The 18,765-nt window shown below is 64.8% G+C and carries 20 protein-coding genes; 17 read left to right on the forward strand and 3 right to left on the reverse strand.

Features of this window, described 5'->3' with window-relative positions; translation table 11 throughout:
• Nucleotides 1-44 precede the first annotated feature (44 nt).
• The gene (istA, locus tag DR843_RS15805) at nt 45-1,262 is read left to right on the forward strand and encodes an IS21 family transposase (RefSeq protein WP_109683678.1); all 1,218 of its coding nucleotides are present in this window, start codon (nt 45-47) and stop codon (nt 1,260-1,262) included.
• The gene (istB, locus tag DR843_RS15810; protein WP_109683679.1) at nt 1,262-2,059 is read left to right on the forward strand and encodes an IS21-like element helper ATPase IstB; all 798 of its coding nucleotides are present in this window, start codon (nt 1,262-1,264) and stop codon (nt 2,057-2,059) included. The genes istA and istB overlap by 1 nt, the downstream gene beginning before the upstream one ends.
• Before the next feature lie 72 nt (nt 2,060-2,131).
• Here istB and DR843_RS15815 read toward each other — a convergent pair whose 3' ends face one another.
• A complete protein-coding gene (locus tag DR843_RS15815) occupies nt 2,132-3,412 on the reverse strand; it encodes an IS256 family transposase (protein WP_172461486.1) in 1,281 nt (426 codons plus the stop codon).
• Between the two features lie 351 nt (nt 3,413-3,763).
• Here DR843_RS15815 and DR843_RS19845 point away from each other — a divergent pair, with 351 nt between their 5' ends.
• From DR843_RS19845 to DR843_RS15845, 7 genes are all read left to right on the forward strand, one after another.
• Nucleotides 3,764-3,994 carry a hypothetical protein gene (locus DR843_RS19845; RefSeq protein ID WP_146202600.1) on the forward strand — a complete coding sequence of 77 codons (231 nt, stop codon included), beginning with the start codon at nt 3,764-3,766 and terminating at the stop codon, nt 3,992-3,994.
• A gap of 63 nt (nt 3,995-4,057) precedes the next feature.
• Nucleotides 4,058-5,047, forward strand: a complete 990-nt coding sequence (locus DR843_RS15820) for an IS481 family transposase (RefSeq protein WP_109683633.1) — start codon at nt 4,058-4,060, stop codon at nt 5,045-5,047.
• Between the two features lie 35 nt (nt 5,048-5,082).
• Nucleotides 5,083-7,917 (forward strand): FtsK/SpoIIIE domain-containing protein, encoded by a 2,835-nt coding sequence (locus DR843_RS15825; protein ID WP_109687338.1) that lies wholly within the window; start codon nt 5,083-5,085, stop codon nt 7,915-7,917.
• Between the two features lie 154 nt (nt 7,918-8,071).
• On the forward strand, nt 8,072-8,737 hold the full coding sequence (locus DR843_RS15830; RefSeq protein WP_146202601.1) for a hypothetical protein: 666 nt from the start codon (nt 8,072-8,074) through the stop codon (nt 8,735-8,737).
• 4 nt (nt 8,738-8,741) lie between these two features.
• Entirely contained in the window at nt 8,742-8,984 is a 243-nt protein-coding gene (locus tag DR843_RS15835) for a hypothetical protein (RefSeq protein ID WP_109687342.1), read from the forward strand.
• Nucleotides 8,985-8,991: 7 nt separating this feature from the next.
• Nucleotides 8,992-9,255 (forward strand): WXG100 family type VII secretion target, encoded by a 264-nt coding sequence (locus DR843_RS15840; RefSeq protein WP_109687344.1) that lies wholly within the window; start codon nt 8,992-8,994, stop codon nt 9,253-9,255.
• Nucleotides 9,252-10,271: a hypothetical protein gene (locus tag DR843_RS15845; RefSeq protein WP_109687346.1), complete on the forward strand. Its 1,020-nt coding sequence runs from the start codon at nt 9,252-9,254 to the stop codon at nt 10,269-10,271. Before DR843_RS15840 ends, DR843_RS15845 begins: the two co-directional genes overlap by 4 nt.
• A gap of 313 nt (nt 10,272-10,584) precedes the next feature.
• Here the strand turns inward: DR843_RS15845 and DR843_RS15850 are convergent, their stop codons facing one another.
• The gene (locus DR843_RS15850) at nt 10,585-11,865 is read right to left on the reverse strand and encodes an IS256 family transposase (protein WP_172461486.1); all 1,281 of its coding nucleotides are present in this window, start codon (nt 11,863-11,865) and stop codon (nt 10,585-10,587) included.
• On the opposite strand from DR843_RS15850, the gene DR843_RS15855 reads away from it, so the two are divergent.
• From DR843_RS15855 to pqqE, 6 genes are all read left to right on the forward strand, one after another.
• Nucleotides 11,845-13,335 (forward strand): PQQ-dependent dehydrogenase, methanol/ethanol family, encoded by a 1,491-nt coding sequence (locus tag DR843_RS15855; RefSeq protein ID WP_281268882.1) that lies wholly within the window; start codon nt 11,845-11,847, stop codon nt 13,333-13,335. The genes DR843_RS15850 and DR843_RS15855 overlap by 21 nt on opposite strands.
• A gap of 42 nt (nt 13,336-13,377) precedes the next feature.
• On the forward strand, nt 13,378-13,884 hold the full coding sequence (locus DR843_RS15860) for a hypothetical protein (protein WP_109687349.1): 507 nt from the start codon (nt 13,378-13,380) through the stop codon (nt 13,882-13,884).
• A gap of 49 nt (nt 13,885-13,933) precedes the next feature.
• Entirely contained in the window at nt 13,934-14,029 is a 96-nt protein-coding gene (pqqA, locus tag DR843_RS15865) for a pyrroloquinoline quinone precursor peptide PqqA (protein WP_109687351.1), read from the forward strand.
• 81 nt (nt 14,030-14,110) lie between these two features.
• Complete coding sequence (gene pqqC, locus DR843_RS15870; protein ID WP_109687353.1) at nt 14,111-14,803, forward strand: pyrroloquinoline-quinone synthase PqqC; 693 nt, start codon at nt 14,111-14,113, stop codon at nt 14,801-14,803.
• Nucleotides 14,790-15,068 (forward strand): pyrroloquinoline quinone biosynthesis peptide chaperone PqqD, encoded by a 279-nt coding sequence (gene pqqD / locus DR843_RS15875; RefSeq protein WP_109687355.1) that lies wholly within the window; start codon nt 14,790-14,792, stop codon nt 15,066-15,068. The genes pqqC and pqqD overlap by 14 nt, the downstream gene beginning before the upstream one ends.
• Entirely contained in the window at nt 15,061-16,200 is a 1,140-nt protein-coding gene (pqqE, locus tag DR843_RS15880; RefSeq protein ID WP_109687357.1) for a pyrroloquinoline quinone biosynthesis protein PqqE, read from the forward strand. Before pqqD ends, pqqE begins: the two co-directional genes overlap by 8 nt.
• Nucleotides 16,201-16,421: 221 nt before the next feature.
• Here pqqE and DR843_RS15890 read toward each other — a convergent pair whose 3' ends face one another.
• Nucleotides 16,422-16,673, reverse strand: a complete 252-nt coding sequence (locus DR843_RS15890; protein WP_109687361.1) for a hypothetical protein — start codon at nt 16,671-16,673, stop codon at nt 16,422-16,424.
• A gap of 685 nt (nt 16,674-17,358) precedes the next feature.
• On the opposite strand from DR843_RS15890, the gene DR843_RS15900 reads away from it, so the two are divergent.
• Together DR843_RS15900 and DR843_RS15905 are read left to right on the forward strand one after the other, a co-directional pair.
• Entirely contained in the window at nt 17,359-18,492 is a 1,134-nt protein-coding gene (locus DR843_RS15900) for an ISAs1 family transposase (RefSeq protein ID WP_211310265.1), read from the forward strand.
• Between the two features lies 1 nt (nt 18,493).
• Nucleotides 18,494-18,763 (forward strand): hypothetical protein, encoded by a 270-nt coding sequence (locus DR843_RS15905; RefSeq protein WP_109687366.1) that lies wholly within the window; start codon nt 18,494-18,496, stop codon nt 18,761-18,763.
• The last annotated feature ends 2 nt before the right edge of the window (nt 18,764-18,765 follow it).

Genomic DNA, 18,765 nt, shown 5'->3' on the forward strand with positions numbered 1-18,765 from the left:
CATAGCGACGGTCGAAAACGAGGCCACCCAGACAGATTGGATGGGTGATCTCTGTGGAGGATTGGGCTTTGATCCGGCGGCTGGTGGCGGATGGTGTTCCGCAGCGTCAGGTCGCACGAGAGTTGGGCATTGGCAGGTCGACGGTGGAGCGGGCGTTGGCCTCGGACCGGCCCCCGAAGTACGAGCGGCCAGCGGGTCCGACATCGTTCACGCCGTTCGAGCCGGCGGTGCGGCAACTGCTGGTGAAGACACCAGACATGCCAGCGACGGTGATCGCCGAACGGGTCGGCTGGACGGGGTCGATCACCTGGTTCCGTGACAACGTGCGGCGTTTGCGACCTGAGCATCGGCCGGTTGACCCCTGCGATCGGTTGATTTGGTTGCCGGGTGACGCGGCGCAGTGCGACCTGTGGTTCCCGCCGCGGAAGATCCCGCTGGAGGACGGCAGCAGGACGTTGCTGCCGGTGATGGTGATCACTGCCGCGCATTCCCGGTTCATGGTCGGGCGGATGATCCCGACCCGCCATACCCAGGACCTGTTGCTGGGCATGTGGGAACTGCTGCAAGACCTCGGCCGGGTTCCGCGTCGGTTGATCTGGGACAACGAGACTGGGATCGGTCGCGGGAAGCGGCATGCCGAGGGAGTCGGCGCGTTCACCGGCACCTTGGCGACCACCCTGTTGCGGTTGAAGCCCTACGACCCTGAATCCAAGGGTGTGGTCGAACGCCGCAACCGCTACTACGAGACGTCCTTTATGCCCGGGCGGACCTTTGAGTCACCGGCTGACTTCGATGCCCAGTTCCGCGACTGGCTTGGACTGGCGAATAGCCGTGTCGTGCGGACCATCAAGGCTCGCCCGGTCGATCTGGTCGATGCCGACCGGGCCGCGATGCTGCCGCTGCCACCCGTGCCGCCAGCGGTGGGATGGGTCAACCGGGTCCGGCTGGGACGTGACTACTACGTGCGTGTCGACAGCAGCGACTACTCCGTGGAACCGAACGTGATCGGCAGATTCGTCGACGTCCACGCCGACCTGGCCAGGGTCGAAGTCCGCCACGAGGGCCGCCTGGTCGCCGCCCACCAGCGGGTGTGGGCACGCGGGATGACGATCACCGACCCGGCCCACGTCGCGGCCGCGAAAGTCCTGCGTGAGCAGTTCCAACTACCCCGACCAGCCGCCGATCCCGACCAGGAGTTGGCACGGGACCTGGCCGAATACGACCGGGCCTTCGGCCTGATCGATGGCGAGGAGGTCGCCTGATGGCCACGAAGAAGACCGAGACGACCGAGGCGCTGAAACAGCTGACCTACCTGGCATCAGCGTTGAAGGCGCCCCGGATCACCGAAGCCGCGGCCCGGTTGGCTGATCATGCCAGGGACGCCGGCTGGACCCACGAGGAGTACCTCGCCGCAGTCCTGGATCGTGAGGTCGCCGCCCGCAACGCCTCCGGCGCCCAGCTGCGGATCCGCGCCGCCGGGTTCGGGGCGAGGAAGACGATCGAGGAGTTCGACTGGGATGCCCAACCCGCCGTCCGGCAACAGGTCGCATCCTTGGCCTCGGGTGGATTCCTCACCGAAGCCCGCAACGTCGTGCTGCTCGGGCCACCCGGCACCGGCAAGACCCACCTGGCCACCGGACTGGGGATCGCCGCGGCCAACCACGGACACCGTGTGCTGTTCGCCACCGCAACCGAGTGGGTCACCCGCCTGACCGATGCCCACCAGGCCGGTCGACTCCCGCAAGAACTCGCCCGACTGCGCCGCTACAGCCTGATCATCGTCGACGAAGTCGGCTACCTACCCTTCGAACAAGACGCCGCGAACCTGTTCTTCCAACTCGTGTCATCGCGCTATGAACACGCCTCGCTCATCCTCACCAGCAACCTGCCATTCAGCGGCTGGGGCGGCGTATTCGGCGACCAAGCCGTCGCCGCCGCCATGATCGACAGAGTCGTCCACCACGCCGACGTCCTCACCCTCAAAGGCGCCAGCTACCGGCTACGCAACCGCGGGATCGACACCCTGCCCAGCATCAGAACCCAAGACACGGCAAACTAGACAACACGAACCGGTGGCCTCATTTTCGAGCGTCGCAAGGGTCCGTCTGATTCTTTGTGTAAGTGGCATCGGCTAGTTCAGACCTAGGCGGTCGCCGTAGGTCATGGATAGTACGTTCAGGATGTTCTTCCAGCCGGCGATCTGCCCGGTGGGGTTGGGTCGGTTCTTCTGCCGCTCCAACACCGCGAGGTAGAGCACCTTCAACGCGGATTGCTCGTCCGGGAAATGGCCCCGTCGACGTGTCGCTGCCCGGAACCGGGCGTTCAACGACTCGATCCCGTTGGTCGTATAGATCAGTTTGCGGACCTCGACAGGGAAGTCCAGGAACGGGATGAACTCGGTCCAGGAGTTGCGCCACATCCGCACCATCGCCGGATACAGCGGTTCCCACTGCTGCGCGAAGGTCTCGAACTCGGTTTCGGCCGCCGCCAGCGACGGGGCGGTGTAGATCCGCTTGAGGTCGCGGGTGATGGCCTGCCAGTACTTCTTGGAGGCGTACCGCAGACTGTTGCGGACCAAATGCACCACACACGTTTGCACCGTGGCGGCCGGCCAGGTCGCCGTGATCGCCTCGGGCAAGCCTTTGAGGCCGTCGCAGCACACGATGCACGCATCGAGGATGCCACGATTCTTCAAGTCCGACAGCATGTTCATCCACTGCTTGGCTCCTTCCCCACCCGATGGGCCGACCCACAACCCCAGGACATCGCGGAAACCGTTGAGGTCTATACCGATTGCCACATACACCGGACGGTTCGCGACCGTCCCTTCGCGGACCTTCAGCACGATCGCGTCGATCAGGATCACCGGGTAGATCGCGTCCAACGGACGCGCCGACCACGCCTTCATGTCACCCAGGACCTGGTCGGTGACCCGCGAGACCAGGTCCCGGGAAACATCGGTGTCGTACACCTGGGACAGGTGAGCGGCGATGTCCCCGGTGGTCATGCCCTTCGCGTACAGCGAAATCACGGCCTCATCGAACCCGGCCAGGCGGCGCTGGTGCTTGGGCACGATCTGCGGTTCGAACGTGCCGGCCCGATCCCGCGGAACCTGGATCTGCACGTCCCCGATCTCGGTGCGCACCGTCTTGGGGCTGGAGCCATTGCGGGAGTTGCCGCCATCGCGGCCGTTGACCGCGTGCTTGTCATACCCCAGGTGGGCGCTCATCTCGGCCTCCAGGGCTGCCTGCAGGACCCGCCGCGTCAGCGTCGTCAACAACCCACCCTCACCGGTCAAAGCGACCTGCCGCTCGACCGCCGAAGCGACCAGCTGCTGCGCCAGATCATCAACGTCAACCGACTCGGCCGACGACCTCGCCACCAACTCACCATGCGCTTGCTCATCAGACATGACGCGATCTTCCTTCCGCCCCAGCCAAAGCCAGGGACGTCACGCCAAGCCACTTACACAAAGTTTCGGACAGACCCCGTCGCAACGGCCTCACTTTCGAGCGACGTCGACACGACCGGAGCGCGTCTGAATGTTCTAGACACTCGAGGCGTCGAGTTGTGCGCATGCGACCGCCGGGTGAGTCAAGGGAGCGGGCAAGCCAATGTTGCGCGCTCGGGCGGAGTCGGCAACATCATGTTGGGAAGGCGTCTGTGGGGACATCATTGACCAGTGAATACCCGGTCGACACTAATGGCAGTTGCTGGACAACTCGAGACTGAACGGGCGTCCCGGCATGCAGGCATCGTCCGCGTGAAGACTGCGCTGCCCGAACTGGTGGAGCGGTGTCTGCTGGCCCGGCCCGATGTCACGGTCCAAATGACCGAAATCATGCACGCCCGTCAGGCTTTGGTGGCCGCGGCCGAACGCCGAGTGGGTGCGCTGCCTGCGGCCGCCCCCAGCAGCGACGTGTCCGCCGAGCGCTGGCTAGCTGTACTGCCCCGGGACGTTAGGAACGGTTCTCGGCCTGTCGGCGTGACTTGAGGAAGACCTCCGGGTGAGGTGTGAAGCGACGAAGCAAACACATCCCCAAACCCGGAGGTCCTCATGGTCCACGCTAATGCCCCGCTTTCTGCGACTGGTCGCCTGCGCCTGGCGCGGTGCGTGGTGGACGATGGGTGGCCGTTGCGGCGGGCCGCAGACCGGTTCGGGGTCTCGGTCACCACCGCGCACCGCTGGGCGGCCCGGTACCGCCAGCATGGTGCGGCGGGGATGTGCGATCGTCCCAGCCGGCCCCAGTCATGTCCGCACCGCACCAGTAGGCGCCGGGAACGGCGAGTCCTGGGGTTACGGGTTTCGCGGCGGTGGGGGCCGGCCCGGATCGCCTACCACCTGGGGATGAATCCGGCCACGGTGCACCGCATCCTGACCCGGTACCGGTGTCTTCGGTTGTCCTGGACGGACCCGGCCACTGGTGCCCCGGTACGGGCCGGTCGTCGAAAGGTGGTGCGCTACGAACGCGACGCCCCGGGTGATTTGGTCCACGTGGACATCAAGAAGCTGGGCCGCATCCCCGATGGGGGTGGACACCGGGTCCATGGCCGCGCTGCGGGGAAAGCTAACTCCCGTGCTACCTCCAGCAGTGGGCGGGGGTATGCCTACCTGCACCACGCGGTCGATGACCACTCCCGGTACGCCTACTCAGAGATCCTGGCCGATGAGAAGAAGGAGACCGCGACCGCGTTCATGCAACGGGCGGTGGCGCACTTCGCGCAGGTCGGGATCACCACGGACCGGGTGATGACCGACAACGGGTCCTGTTACCGCTCCCACCTATTCCGGAACATGCTGCAGGACCATGGGATCACCCATAAACGCACCCGCCCCTACACCCCGAAAACCAACGGGAAAGTCGAGCGGTTCAACCGGACCCTGACCGAGGAGTGGGCCTACGCCCGCCCCTACACCAGCGAGACCGAACGCGCCGCCGCGTACGAGGACTTCCTGCACATCTACAATCACCACCGCGCACACACCGCGCTCAAAGGTGGCTCACCCGCAGACCGCGTACCCAACCTGGCGGGGCACTACAGCTAGCGAGCGCTCGAGAGGTCACAGATCTCCTTAATACGGTGCGCACTTTCGTCGGGCGCGGTCGGGCCCGCGCGCTTGCGCAACCTGTGGCAAGCCTCATCGCGGACGCAGGTGAGGCAGCCAACGCAGTCGAAGACGGCGCGACAACCACGATGGCCGCGAGTCTAGCGGCGATGCTTGCAAGCGACGGCACTTCGCTGTTCAGTGTCCCTGGATATGCCTGGATCGATGGCGTCGACGGTGCCCGTGATGCGGCGGAGGTCGGGTCGTGGGTGAGCGGGGTGGGGCCGTTGCAGTTCACCGTGGGCTACGCCCGCTGCGCCGGGGTCCAAGTCGAGACAGCCACCTCCACGCAGCGACAGTTAGTCACCTCATCATTCGACGCGGCCAATTGGGCTCCCGTCGTCGTGGATTTCGATCATCGCGGTGGGTTCATCACCGGTGACTACAACGCCATCACGCAGGTCACGCTTCAGATGCTGGCTCTGCTCCCAGCCGGACATTGCAGGGTGCGCGTGGTTGATCCGGTCCAGCTGGGCAAGAGCGCCGATTTCTTGCACCGCCTCGGCGACGCTGGCGAGAGCGTCCTGGGCAACCGCATCGAGACAACAGCCCCGGGGTTCGTTAGGCTTTTGGAGGAGTTGGAAGCCCACATTACCTACGTGACGCGCAAGTTCCTGCAAGGAGAGTTCAGCAGTCTCACTGACTTCAACCTCGCCGCTGGCGAAGTCGCTGAGCCCTACCGGCTTGTGTTGATCTATGACCTGATGACCGCTTGCGAACGGTCCCCGGGCAACCCAGACCCAGACCTCTGGATCCGATTGCAGAAGATCATCAATGCCGGACCTCGCTGCGGAGTGTTCGTCATTGGCCACGCGGCGCAGATTCCCCCGGACGTACAGGAGCACTATCTGGACTCGTTGCTGCTGATGCATGAGCAACCCTCGGACGACTGGATCCGATCTGTGTTCGGCGAGGTCGTTGAGTCATACCACGGTGAAGGTCCGATCCGCAGCGTCGAGCCGCGCTGGGTGACCCGGGGTCTTTCACCCTTGGCCGACGCGACGCTTGCGGCGTTGCGCGGGCGAATTACCGGCGCCATCCGGTCGGCTGACGACGTCGTCGTCACCCCCGCAGAGTCAGCACGGGTCGCGCGCGCCAAGTCCGAGCGGGAGCAGGGCTCGAGCGTGCCGGGGCGTATGGCGATCGACCCCGACGATCCGTTGACCTGGTGGAAAGGCAATTCCGCGGACGGGATCGCCGCCCGATTCGGTCGTGCCGGTGCGCGGGACGTCGCCGAACTCGTCTTCGCTTCGGACACGCGAAGCAACGCCTTAGTCGCCGGCGTGCCGGGCTCCGGCAAATCCGTGTGGCTGCACTCGGTCGTGATGGATCTCGTCCTCGCCTACTCCCCGGTCGAGCTGGAGCTTTACCTCGTCGACTTCAAGGAGGGCGTCGAGTTCAACGAGTACGCGCGCAAGGGGCTGCGGCACGCCCGTGTCATCGCAATCGAATCCGACCGTGATTTCGGTTTGTCCGTACTGGAGAACATTGACCGTGAGATCGAACGTCGCGGAGTGCTGTTTAAGGCCTCGGGTGGTCGGGACGTTAACATCGCCACCTACCGCGAAACCACTGGTGAAGCAATTCCCCGGGTCCTGTTGGTCATGGACGAGTTCCAAAAACTGTTCGAGCGAGACGACCGGCTGGCGACTCGCGCAGGCGAACTGCTCGACCGCATCATCCGGCAGGGACGGGCGTTTGGGGTGCACGTCCTGTTAGCGACACAAACGCTGTCCGGTCACGACGGACTAAAGCGGCACACCTTGCAGCAGGTCACCACCCGCGTCGCGTTGCGCTGCTCTGTTGATGAGTCACGCCTGATCCTCGCGGAGAACAACATGGATGCCTCCCTGTTGAGCCGGCCGGGCGAGGGGTTAATCAACTACGCGGGCGGGAACAAGGACGCCAACGTTCGTTTTCAGGCGACCTTCTGGTCGCCCGACGCCCGCGCGCAAGCGCTGGATCAGATCTCGAAGCTGTTGGATGCCGCCGGTGTCGGCGACATCCCATGGGTGTTTAACGGCGCTGAGCCCGTTCCGGCGCGCGGACTGGCCGATCTTGTGCGCGGCAGCAACCCCAACCGGACGTTAGCTCTTCCGGTCGGGATGCCGTATCTGATCGGGCAGGACGCGTTGATGCGGTTGCGCCGGGTTGCCGGTGGCCACGGGCTGTTCCTCGGCACGGAGTCTTGGGCGGAGGTGAACAGTGCAGCGGTTGCTGCTCTAGTCGATGGTGCCGAAGTCCGGTTCGTGCTGGCGCCCACCGATGACCTCGAGATCGAGAATGCTTTCGAAGAAGTCCTCGGACTGGGCGCAACACCGGTCATCCGCAGTCGTGTGAGCGAAGCGTTCAACGAACTCGCTCAGGTGGTGCGCGAGCGACACGATGCGACTCGATATCGCGACCGGGCAATCGTGTTCGCCGTGCCGATGCTGCATCGGATGCGCATGCTCGACCTTACCGACTACGCCAATGAGGTGGTGGAGGCGGCCGAAACGATCCTGAAGGATGGCCCCGAGGTCGGCGTACATCTCATCCTCGGTGTGGACGGCGTCGCAGGGTTGGATCGCAGACTGACATCGAACCAGCTGCGCGAAGTTGGGGTGCGGGTAACTGGACGGCTTTCTAGGGAGGATGCCCTGCGTCTGCTGGACAGTGACCAACCCAGTGGGTTGAAGGAACACGAGCTTTACCTCGACGACATGGAGGCCGGAACGGCCCGGCGAGCCCAGCGCTTCGAACGAGTCCCGCCCCAAGAGATGTTCGCGTTGTTAACGTCGGCGACCGACAGCGAGCACCACGGTGAGTGAATCAGCTGCTCTCACGAGCCTTTCCGCCATTGCAGAGGTGGGTGCGGCTGTTTCGTCCTGTGCTGCCGAGGCCGCAAGTCTTGACACCCAGGTGCGCGGACGGGTTCAGGATGTCCTGGAGGAGCTAGCGGTCCGCCATCGGCAATTCAACGAGGTGGCGGCCGAGGGTACGACACGCGGACGCGTCCGGCGCGAGTCCGCCCAGGACTTCGAACATGCTTTTCGCCATGTTCAGGAGGCCGTTCGGGTGTGGGAGGCTGCCCGGATCCGATGGCAAGTTGAGGAGCGGGAGGCAGTCGATCGTGTCCAATCGCGAATTGCTGCCGCAGGCGTGCGGGTGGAGGACTACCTGCGGATGGTGTCCGGTGCAGCGGGCTGCGTGAGCCGCGGAGCGGGTGCAAGCTCAGGTGGTGGAAGCGGTTCCGCTGCCGAATCCGTTGTGCTGCCAGCCGGTTTCGAAATGATCTCGGTGGACGCGATGGCGATCGAGGGCATCCACGGCGACGCCGATTTCCGCCCGTCGAGTCCCGCTTCCGATATGCGGTGGGCAGTGCGCGCCGTTCAGGAAGTGGTTTTGCCGACGCTGTTGGCAGGTGGTGGCCGGGAAGAGCTCGCGACGAGAGACGCGGTCGAGGGGCGCAATGGGAATCGGAGTTACGCGGCGACGTACGACGGGTTCTTTGGCTCCGATGCGCCGGTGGTTGAGCGGCTGGCTGACGGATCGTTCAGCGTGACCAACGGACGGCACCGTGGTTGGTGCGCGCAGCAACTTGGTATCGCGACCATCCCCGCACGAGTCCTCGCAGGCAGCAGGGGCTGAGCAGGTGAGCGGCCCGTTGCACGATCTGATCGAACGTCTCGTTGACGCTACCGGCAGGCGCAATCTGCAAGTGAACATGGCCGGTCAGGAGTGGCAGGACGTCGTGTTCCGGCGGATTAATCATCAGCATCTCGATCCCCTTACCGTCGCCGACCGTAGGTACTTCCAGGCCCTGAACGAGCTTGACGCCGCACTTGAGCAGGCTCGCCGGCAGTTGGAGAGCTACGACAACGAAGAGTGGAGATAGGAACCAAATGGCTCAAGTCAACGCCAACCCGAATGATCTGCGGGCTTTGGCCGACAAAACCCACCGTGCTGCGCAGGACATCCAACAGGCCGTCGCGAGTGTGACCCGCGCCTTGGCCCAGGCGCAATGGGAAGACACCCAGCGCCGCAAGTTCGAGGATCAGTTGCGGGTCCTGCAACAGGCCGCCAGTTCCTTCAATCGCCAAGCCCAGGAATCGGTCCCGTGGCTGCGCCGCAAGGCCGGCGAACTCGAACGGTTCTTGAACTCATGAACCTCGACCTCGATCCGCGCGTCAGTACCGTCCAGAACTGGGTCTACCGGCAACGCGCGAAGCGCTTGGGCGTAGGTCTCGCGTCCTTCGCCGTTCTGGTGGGGGTTGTCCCCTGGCCGATCGGATACCTCGGGCGCGCTAAGCTGGGCTGGCGGCCGGACCTACCCGGTGCGTACGACGCGGGCACTGCCTTGTCGGCGTACCTGATCGGCCTTGCAGCAGTGTTGGTCCCGGTGTCCATCGTCATTGTCGTCGCTGCAGTCTTGCGCCGCAGGTTCGTGTGGATGCTGGCTGCGGTCCTTGCACTGGGTGTTGCGGCCACTTCGTTCGTTTCTGGTCTGGACCGCAAGCCCGCAGAGTACGCGAACGGCATGCCCCTCGGATGCGGATCGCAACAGACATTCGACGTCGGAAGTCCCAAAGAGGTGCACGTATTACTCCTGGATGCCCAGGATGCGGGGTGCTCGTCTATGGTTACGTGGAGTGGCACCCAGATTGTGTCGCAGGACCCGATTGGCAACGACTTCAACGGACTCTCGCTTGATAGTGGCTCGTCAAGTCCAGGAGTCGGCCACTATGTCATGGCGACCGTGGATCCGGTCGGGCGGGACTCGAACGCCCAGACCGGAACAATCATGGTGTGGAGCGTTTCGCAGCACAAGGTGTGGGCGGCCATCCGCCCGGAGGTTCCGTTGACCATGGGAACGGACCGTTCAGTGGGCCGGTCTAATTTTTTTGCTGACGCGCTGGGGTCGCACATCGTTTATGCCACCACCCAATCGGGGGTGGGGGTTGTCCAGGCGTACGACGTTGACAAGCGCAAGATCGACTGGACAGCTAGCTGTCCAGAGGGGACGACGCTGCTGCAGTGGGTGCCGAACTCTCAGCAGGAGTTCGGCACAGGACCGTCCGGACCAGTCATCTCGTGTATCCGCAACGGCACCCAGCTGCAGACGTGGAGCCTCGACATCGCGACCGGCAACCTCGGCTCCATAGTTGAGGATCGCACCTGGTAGGCGCATACGAGTCGACATCGGTCTGTTCCGTCGTCGGTGAAGTCAATCGTTGCACCCGGACTGTACCCGACAATAGTGCAGTGGAGTCAGCGTCGTGCCACTCGATGCGACATCTGGAATTCCGTCACCCTGACGCAGAGATCTCAACTACCTGGCGCCCAAGCCCGGTGGTTCCGGTGGGCGTCGACCATCCAGGCGTTGACGACGTCCATCTCGGGTTCGTCGCGCACCGCGAGGTCGCCGTTGAGCAACCCGGCCAGTCGGGAACGGGCCGAGTCGGGGTCCGTCTGATTCTTTGTGTAAGTGGCATCGGCTAGTTCAGACCTAGGCGGTCGCCGTAGGTCATGGATAGTACGTTCAGGATGTTCTTCCAGCCGGCGATCTGCCCGGTGGGGTTGGGTCGGTTCTTCTGCCGCTCCAACACCGCGAGGTAGAGCACCTTCAACGCGGATTGCTCGTCCGGGAAATGGCCCCGTCGACGTGTCGCTGCCCGGAACCGGGCGTTCAACGACTCGATCCCGTTGGTCGTATAGATCAGTTTGCGGACCTCGACAGGGAAGTCCAGGAACGGGATGAACTCGGTCCAGGAGTTGCGCCACATCCGCACCATCGCCGGATACAGCGGTTCCCACTGCTGCGCGAAGGTCTCGAACTCGGTTTCGGCCGCCGCCAGCGACGGGGCGGTGTAGATCCGCTTGAGGTCGCGGGTGATGGCCTGCCAGTACTTCTTGGAGGCGTACCGCAGACTGTTGCGGACCAAATGCACCACACACGTTTGCACCGTGGCGGCCGGCCAGGTCGCCGTGATCGCCTCGGGCAAGCCTTTGAGGCCGTCGCAGCACACGATGCACGCATCGAGGATGCCACGATTCTTCAAGTCCGACAGCATGTTCATCCACTGCTTGGCTCCTTCCCCACCCGATGGGCCGACCCACAACCCCAGGACATCGCGGAAACCGTTGAGGTCTATACCGATTGCCACATACACCGGACGGTTCGCGACCGTCCCTTCGCGGACCTTCAGCACGATCGCGTCGATCAGGATCACCGGGTAGATCGCGTCCAACGGACGCGCCGACCACGCCTTCATGTCACCCAGGACCTGGTCGGTGACCCGCGAGACCAGGTCCCGGGAAACATCGGTGTCGTACACCTGGGACAGGTGAGCGGCGATGTCCCCGGTGGTCATGCCCTTCGCGTACAGCGAAATCACGGCCTCATCGAACCCGGCCAGGCGGCGCTGGTGCTTGGGCACGATCTGCGGTTCGAACGTGCCGGCCCGATCCCGCGGAACCTGGATCTGCACGTCCCCGATCTCGGTGCGCACCGTCTTGGGGCTGGAGCCATTGCGGGAGTTGCCGCCATCGCGGCCGTTGACCGCGTGCTTGTCATACCCCAGGTGGGCGCTCATCTCGGCCTCCAGGGCTGCCTGCAGGACCCGCCGCGTCAGCGTCGTCAACAACCCACCCTCACCGGTCAAAGCGACCTGCCGCTCGACCGCCGAAGCGACCAGCTGCTGCGCCAGATCATCAACGTCAACCGACTCGGCCGACGACCTCGCCACCAACTCACCATGCGCTTGCTCATCAGACATGACGCGATCTTCCTTCCGCCCCAGCCAAAGCCAGGGACGTCACGCCAAGCCACTTACACAAAGTTTCGGACAGACCCGCTGGTCGTCGACGGCGTCATGTTCGTGACCGGCTGGGACGGCTGGCTGTGGGCGCTCGATGCGACCACGGGTGAGCAGCTGTGGCGCTACAAGCACGCCGTGCCGTTCGACATCACGCTGTGCTGCGCCAACGTCAACCGCGGTTGCGCGGTGGCCAACGGCAAGGTCTACATGGTCACCCAGAACGCCCAGTTGCTGTGCCTCGACGCCACCAACGGTGACAAGGTCTGGCAGCGTGCGATCGGTGACGTCCGCGCAGGAGAGAGCGCCTCGCTGGCTCCCCTGGTCATCAAGGACACCCTGATCACCGGTTCCGCCGGTGGTGAGTACGGCGTCCGCGGTCACATCGACTGCTGGGACCTGGAGACCGGCGACCACAAGTGGCGCACCTACACCATCCCCAAGCCCGGCGAGCCGGGCTCGGAGACCTGGCCCGACGACGGCGAGGCCTGGGCGCGCGGTGGCGGCAACCACTGGGTCACCGGCACCTACGACCCGGAGTTGAACCTGTACTACGCGGGTACCGGTAACCCGGCACCGGACTTCGACGGTGAGGTGCGTGAGGGCGACAACCTCTACACCGACAGCGTCGTGGCGCTCGATGCCGACACCGGCGAGATCAAGTGGCACTACCAGTTCACCCCGCACGACCTGTGGGACTACGACTCCACCATGGAGATGACGCTGTTCGAGCGGGACGGCAAGAAGCTGATGGCCCACTTCGACAAGAACGGCTACATGTTCGTGCTCGACCGGACCAACGGCGAGTTGCAGCACGTGACCCCGTTCGTCGACCGCATCGACTGGGGCGTCATCACCCGTGACGGCAAGGTGACGGCTCGTAAGTACCCGGACAAGGAAGGCGAGCCGGTGCACTTCTTCCCCGGCCCGGCCGGTGCGAAGGAATGGACGCACGCGGCGTACAACCCGAACCACGACCTGTTCTACGTTCCGGTTGCCGACGTGGGCGCCACGGCTACCCGCCGCCGCCGCGAGTTCAAGGAAGGCATGCCCTACTGGGGTGCCGCCGTTGAGGTCGACATCGACAACATGGCCGGTTCGGTCAGCGCGTTCGACTCGCACGGCGAGGAGAAGTGGCGCTACCGGATGGACATGCCGATGGCGGCATCGGTGCTGTCCACCGAAGGCAACCTGGTCTTCGCAGGCAAGCCCACGGGTGAGTTCATGGCCTTCCACGCCGAGACCGGCGAGAAGCTGTGGGAATTCCAGTGCGGCAGCGGGCACCACAGCAGCCCGATGACCTACGAGGTGAACGGCAAGCAGTACGTCGCGGTTCCGGTCGGCTGGGGTGGGTGGCTCGAGGGCATCATCCCGGGCATGTCCGCCCAGGGCCACGGTGCGTCACTCATCGCGTTCGAGCTGTCGGACTGACCCAACAGCTATCCATCTTCGAATCAATAAAGAGAGGTTCTCATGGGATTTCTAGCTCTGGGGATTGACAGTTTCATCGCGTGCCTCGCCGTGGGTGCGCTCATCACCGGCAAGGCGCGGTTCGCCTACGCCGCACTGTTCGGCATCGCCGATGGTGGCGCGTTCCTGCTCGGAACCGCGCTGCACTGGGAGATGTCCGAAGAGGTTGCCACCTTTGTGTCGTCGGCTGCGCTGATCGCTCTGGGTGTCTACCTGATCGCGGTGGCGGTCCTTTCGCGGAAGGTTGCCAACACCCGCTACGTCTGGGCCCTGCCGTTCGCGCTGACCCTGGACAACATCAGCTTCGGGCTGGTCGACGGCACCTCGTCGGTCGCGGTCTCGTTCTTCGAGCAGCTGGTGTCCAGCACCCTGCTGGCCATGGCCGGTCTGCTCGTGAGCGCTGCGATCGTCCGCGCCGTTCCGAAGCTGAACCAGAACCGCATCCTCACCTCAGGAATCGCTGGAGCCGCGGCAATCGTCGCGGTGCCGGTCCTGCTGCGCCTTGGCTGACCAACCCCGGTCTGCCATTACGAAGAGATAACAGAAAGAGAGGCACAACATGAAGACTGCAACGCAGAAATGGGAAGCCCCCGTGATCACCGAGATCCGGGTGTCCGCTGAAGTGACCGCCTACGTCGCGACGCTGGACAAGTAACAACAGCCTTCCCCGCGTGCGGGTGCCGAGCCGTCGAGACGGTTCGGCACCCGCACCAGGCACGTGATCAAAGGAGCAACCATGACGACGACGCTGACGCCCGACGAGTTCGAACAGGCGCTCCGTTCTCACGCCAAGCAGTACCACAGCGAGCACCCCTTCCATCAGCGGATGAACGAGGGCCAGTCCACGCCGGAGGAGATCCGCGGCTGGGTCGCGAACCGCTTCTACTACCAGCTGAACATCCCCCGTAAAGACGGAGCGATCATCAGCAACTGTCCGGACCGGGAGGTTCGGCGCCGCTGGGTACAACGCATCATCGATCACGACGGCACCGCCGAAGGCAACGGCGGCATCGAGTCGTGGCTGCGGCTCGGCGAAGGCTCTGGGTTGACCCGCGAGGAGATGGAAGACCAACGGCACATCGTGCCGGGCGTCCGGTTCGCGGTCGATGCCTACGTCACGTTCACCCGGACCAAGCCGTGGGTCGAGGCCGTCGCGTCCTCCCTGACCGAACTGTTCGCACCGGACCTGATGGCCCACCGGCTGGCCGCCTTCGAGAAGTACTACACCTGGATCGACCCGGATGCGCTGGCGTACTTCCGCGCCCGGCTCACCCAGGCGCCGCGCGATTCCGAACACGGCCTGGAGATCGTCCGCAAGCATTGCGTGACCCCCGACACCCAGGCGGCCGCGCTGGCCGCACTGTCCTTCAAATGTGATGTGCTGTGGAGCATGCTCGACGCCATCGACCAGGCTTATGGCCGTCACTGAGCTGATGGGTGTCCCACGGCTCGCACCGCACGTCCGGATGAGGTACGACGCCGCGCGCGGCCAGCATGTGCTGCTGTCGCCGGAGCGGATCGTGGTCGTCAACCAGACCGCGGCGGCAGTGCTGGAGCTGTGTGACGGATCCCGCGCCGTCGAAGACATCGTCGTCGAGCTGCGCAGCCGCTACGACGAGGTGTCCGAGGACGACGTACGCGGCTTGTTGGACGAGCTGACCGCCAAGCGCTGCGTGGAGACCACTGATGGATAGCCCCTACGGACTGCTCGCCGAACTCACCTACGCCTGCCCGCTGCAGTGCTCCTACTGCTCCAACCCGCTGGCGCTGGCCGACTACCGGGACGAATTGTCCACGCAGGACTGGCAGCGCGTGATCACCGAGGCCGCAGAGCTCGGCGTTCTCCAGTTGCACCTGTCCGGCGGGGAGCCACTGCAGCGGCGCGACATCGTCGAGCTGGTCCAGACGGCCAGTGGGTTGGGTCTCTACACCAACCTGATCACCAGTGCACTGGGCCTGTCCGAGCGGCGCGCGGAGCAATTGCGGCAGGCCGGTCTGGATCACGTCCAGATCAGCATCCAGGCCGATGAGCAGGAACTGTCCGACCGGATTGCCGGCATCCGATCGTTCGAACGTAAACGCGACGCCGCCCGGTTGGTGCGGCGGCTGGGCTGGCCGATCACCTTGAACGTGGTGTTGCACCGGCAGAATCTCGACCACATCGGCGGCATCATCGCGATGGCCGAGGAGATGGACGCCGACCGCATCGAGTTGGCCAACACCCAGTACTACGGGTGGGCCGGCCTGAACCGCAGCGGACTCATGCCGAGCAGGCAGCAGTTGGAGTACGCCGAGACGGTGGTGCGGGAAGCCCGCGAGCGCGTCGGGGACCGGATGGAGATCATCTACGTGATCCCGGACTACTACAGCCGCTACCCCAAACCGTGTATGGACGGTTGGGCCAGCCGGCAGTTCACGATCACCCCCAACGGGGACGCGTTCCCGTGCCCCGCCGCTCAGTCGCTGCCGTTGCCGCGCGCCAACGTCCGGGAGCATTCCGTGGCCTGGGTCTGGCAGGAGTCCGAGCTGTTCAACCAGTACCGGGGTACGGACTGGATGCCTGATCCGTGCCGCAGCTGTGATCGACGGGAGCTCGATTTCGGCGGTTGCCGTTGCCAGGCGTTCGCGCTCACCGGCGACGCCGCGCGCACCGACCCGGTCTGCCACCTGTCACCGGATCACGCCCTGGTCGAGTCAGCGGTGGCGCAAGCCAACGATCCGTCCCGGCCGCCTCGCGAGTTGCTCACCCCGCGCACCCGCTCCGTTGATCTGCACCTGCGCACGGCCACGGTGCCGGCGGCCGACGCGGTGGTGCCACGCTCATGAGTGACGCGGTGCCCTCGGGCGTGGAGACGATGCGGCCGCCGTGCCCGCGATGCGGCCAGCCCTACTCAGCCGACGATGCAGCACGCCACACCGAACCGGTCGATTGCGGCGGCTGCCATCAGTGCAAGGGGATGCCGGCCTGCTTCGCGTGCGGATTCATGTACTGCGCATGCAAGGTGCACGAGCACGGTTGAGATCTGGGGTGATTGGCGGTACGCCGCTCAGCAGGCCGGCGGGTCGCTTTCGACGTCCAGGACCGCCTGCGTGGGTGCGTAGCGTTCCCAGATCACGGCGCTCATGCAGGCGGTGAGCACCCATCCGATGGCGATCGCTCCGCACCAGATGATGATGGCCATCGCGACGCCGATGGATCCGAAGCCGTTCCAGCCCTCGAGCAGCGACGGCGCGAACAGGCGCTCGACCAGGGGCAGGATGACTCCGTCGATGGCCAGACCCGCAAAGCCGGCCGTCACCAGAAATCGGGCACCTCGGCCCCCGTCGCGCACCTGTCGTCGACACTCGTCTCGACGCGGTGCCTCGATCCGACAAGCGCGACCCTTGGAGTGATTCTTCGGGAAAGAATTCAGTGCTGATTGAAAATTTCTCGGGACGTTTTCTCATTACGTCCGAACTTGAAACTCTTTGTTTAGAGACGTCGGAGGTGCCTGAGGAACGCCGTGTGGGAGGGCTGTAGCGGAGACGGCATTGCGTTTCGCGACTCCCGCCAGGAGGAGGCGGCGCGCGTTTGCCGGGACACGGTTGCCGACTGCAGGCCCGACGATGTTGAGCAGAAGAACATTGACAAGCCGGCGGATCGTCAGTGCCGAGCAGCCTTTTTGGTGGATTCGGAGACCATCGTGCGGCATCGCGTGTTGAGCGTTAAGCGGGCGTGGGTCTACGAGATCGCCTTGCGTGAGGGGGTAGCCGGGTACGTCCTTCCATAAGTCAGGGTCCCGGAAAAGTCGCATTTCAGCTGGTCAGGATGTGTTTGATGGCCTAGTCGGGGTTGCGGGCAGGGCCCCGGAGAAGTCGTTTGAAGGGGCTGTGACCTGCGGGTTTGTGGTGATGTGATCGGCGTGGCGTGTGTGACGGATGGGGCCCATGGGGCTGAGATGGAAGTTCTCACACCAACGTCTCGCCGAGGAACCCCATCCGCTGATGCCATCTTCTCTGATCCACCGCGCGAACGACACCCGCGACTGCGACGCCGATGGATTGCTGGGCGCGTTGCGCACGGTGACCGACCCACGCAAGGCTCGCGGTCGGCGCTACCCGTTGCCGGGGGTGCTGGCAGCGGCGCTGAGCGCGGTCCTGGCCGGGGCGCGTTCGTTCACCGCGATCGGTGAATGGGTGGGCACCTTGGGCGCCGATCGACTGGTCAGGTTCGGGTTGTCGCGTCCGCCGACGGAATCGATGATCCGCAAGTTGTTCGCCCGCCTGGACGCCGCCGCTGTGGATGCGGCGATGAGTCGGTTCTGGTGGACCCGCTGCCACACCGGTGATGACCAACGCCGCGTGATCGCGATCGATGGCAAGACCCTACGCGGAGCGCGAACCAGCCAACAGTTCGCGCCGCACCTGATCGCGGCGCACGAGCACGATGCAGGAATCGTGCTGGGTCAGCTCGCAGTCGCGGCCAAGAGCAACGAGATCCCCGCAGTACCAGAGCTATTGGCCACCTTCGATCCGGATGATCTGACCGGGACAGTGATCACCGCTGACGCCTTGCACACCCAAACCGACACGGCGATCGCGATCCTGGCCGCCGGCGCGGACTACCTGTTCACCGTCAAAGCCAACCAACCCACCCTGCTGGCGCAGCTCAAGGCCCTTCCGTGGCGCGATGTGCCGGTCCACCGGGCGATCACCAAGGGCCGGGGACGACGGGTGACACGCACCATCAAAGTCTTGCAAGCCCCTGAGCAGGTCACCTTCCCTGGCGCGGCCCAAGTCGCCCAGGTCCGCCGCACCGTCACCGTGCGCGGGAAGAAGACCGTAGAAGTGGTGTACCTGATCACCTCCGCCGGCTACCAGCAAGCGCAACCAGCGACCCTGGCCGGATGGATTCAGGGACACTGGGGCATCGAGATCCGCCTGCGCTGGGTCCGCGACGTCACCTTCGATGAGGACCGCTCCCAAATCCGCACCGGCGCCGCACCCCAAATCATGGCCAGCCTGCGCAACACAGCCATCAACATCCTGCGCCTCGCGAAATGGGACAACATCGCCGCCGGACTACGACACCACGCCCGCAACCCCGACCAGGCCATCAAACACATCCTGACCAGCTGAAATGCGACTTTCCGGGACCCTGCAGGTGCACCACCCGCCTGCCCTTCTCCGTTTCGGCGCACCGATCACCGGGCCGCAGTCTGGGCACGCCCCATCCGCGGTGGGAATCGGATCCTTCTCGATCTTGCGGCGCACCGCGATCGCCGAGGGCCGGCAGCGTCGGTCGGTGATCGACGCGACGGTCCGGACGCTGGGCGTGTGGTCGGAGCAGGCGCCCCCGCGACCGCTGGGCAAGGCCGCTGCCGCGGCAGCAACTGCCCGGTGCGGATGAAG

Origin of the sequence: Branchiibius hedensis (genome assembly GCF_900108585.1) — a bacterium.
Taxonomy (GTDB): Bacteria; Actinomycetota; Actinomycetes; order Actinomycetales; family Dermatophilaceae; genus Branchiibius; species Branchiibius hedensis.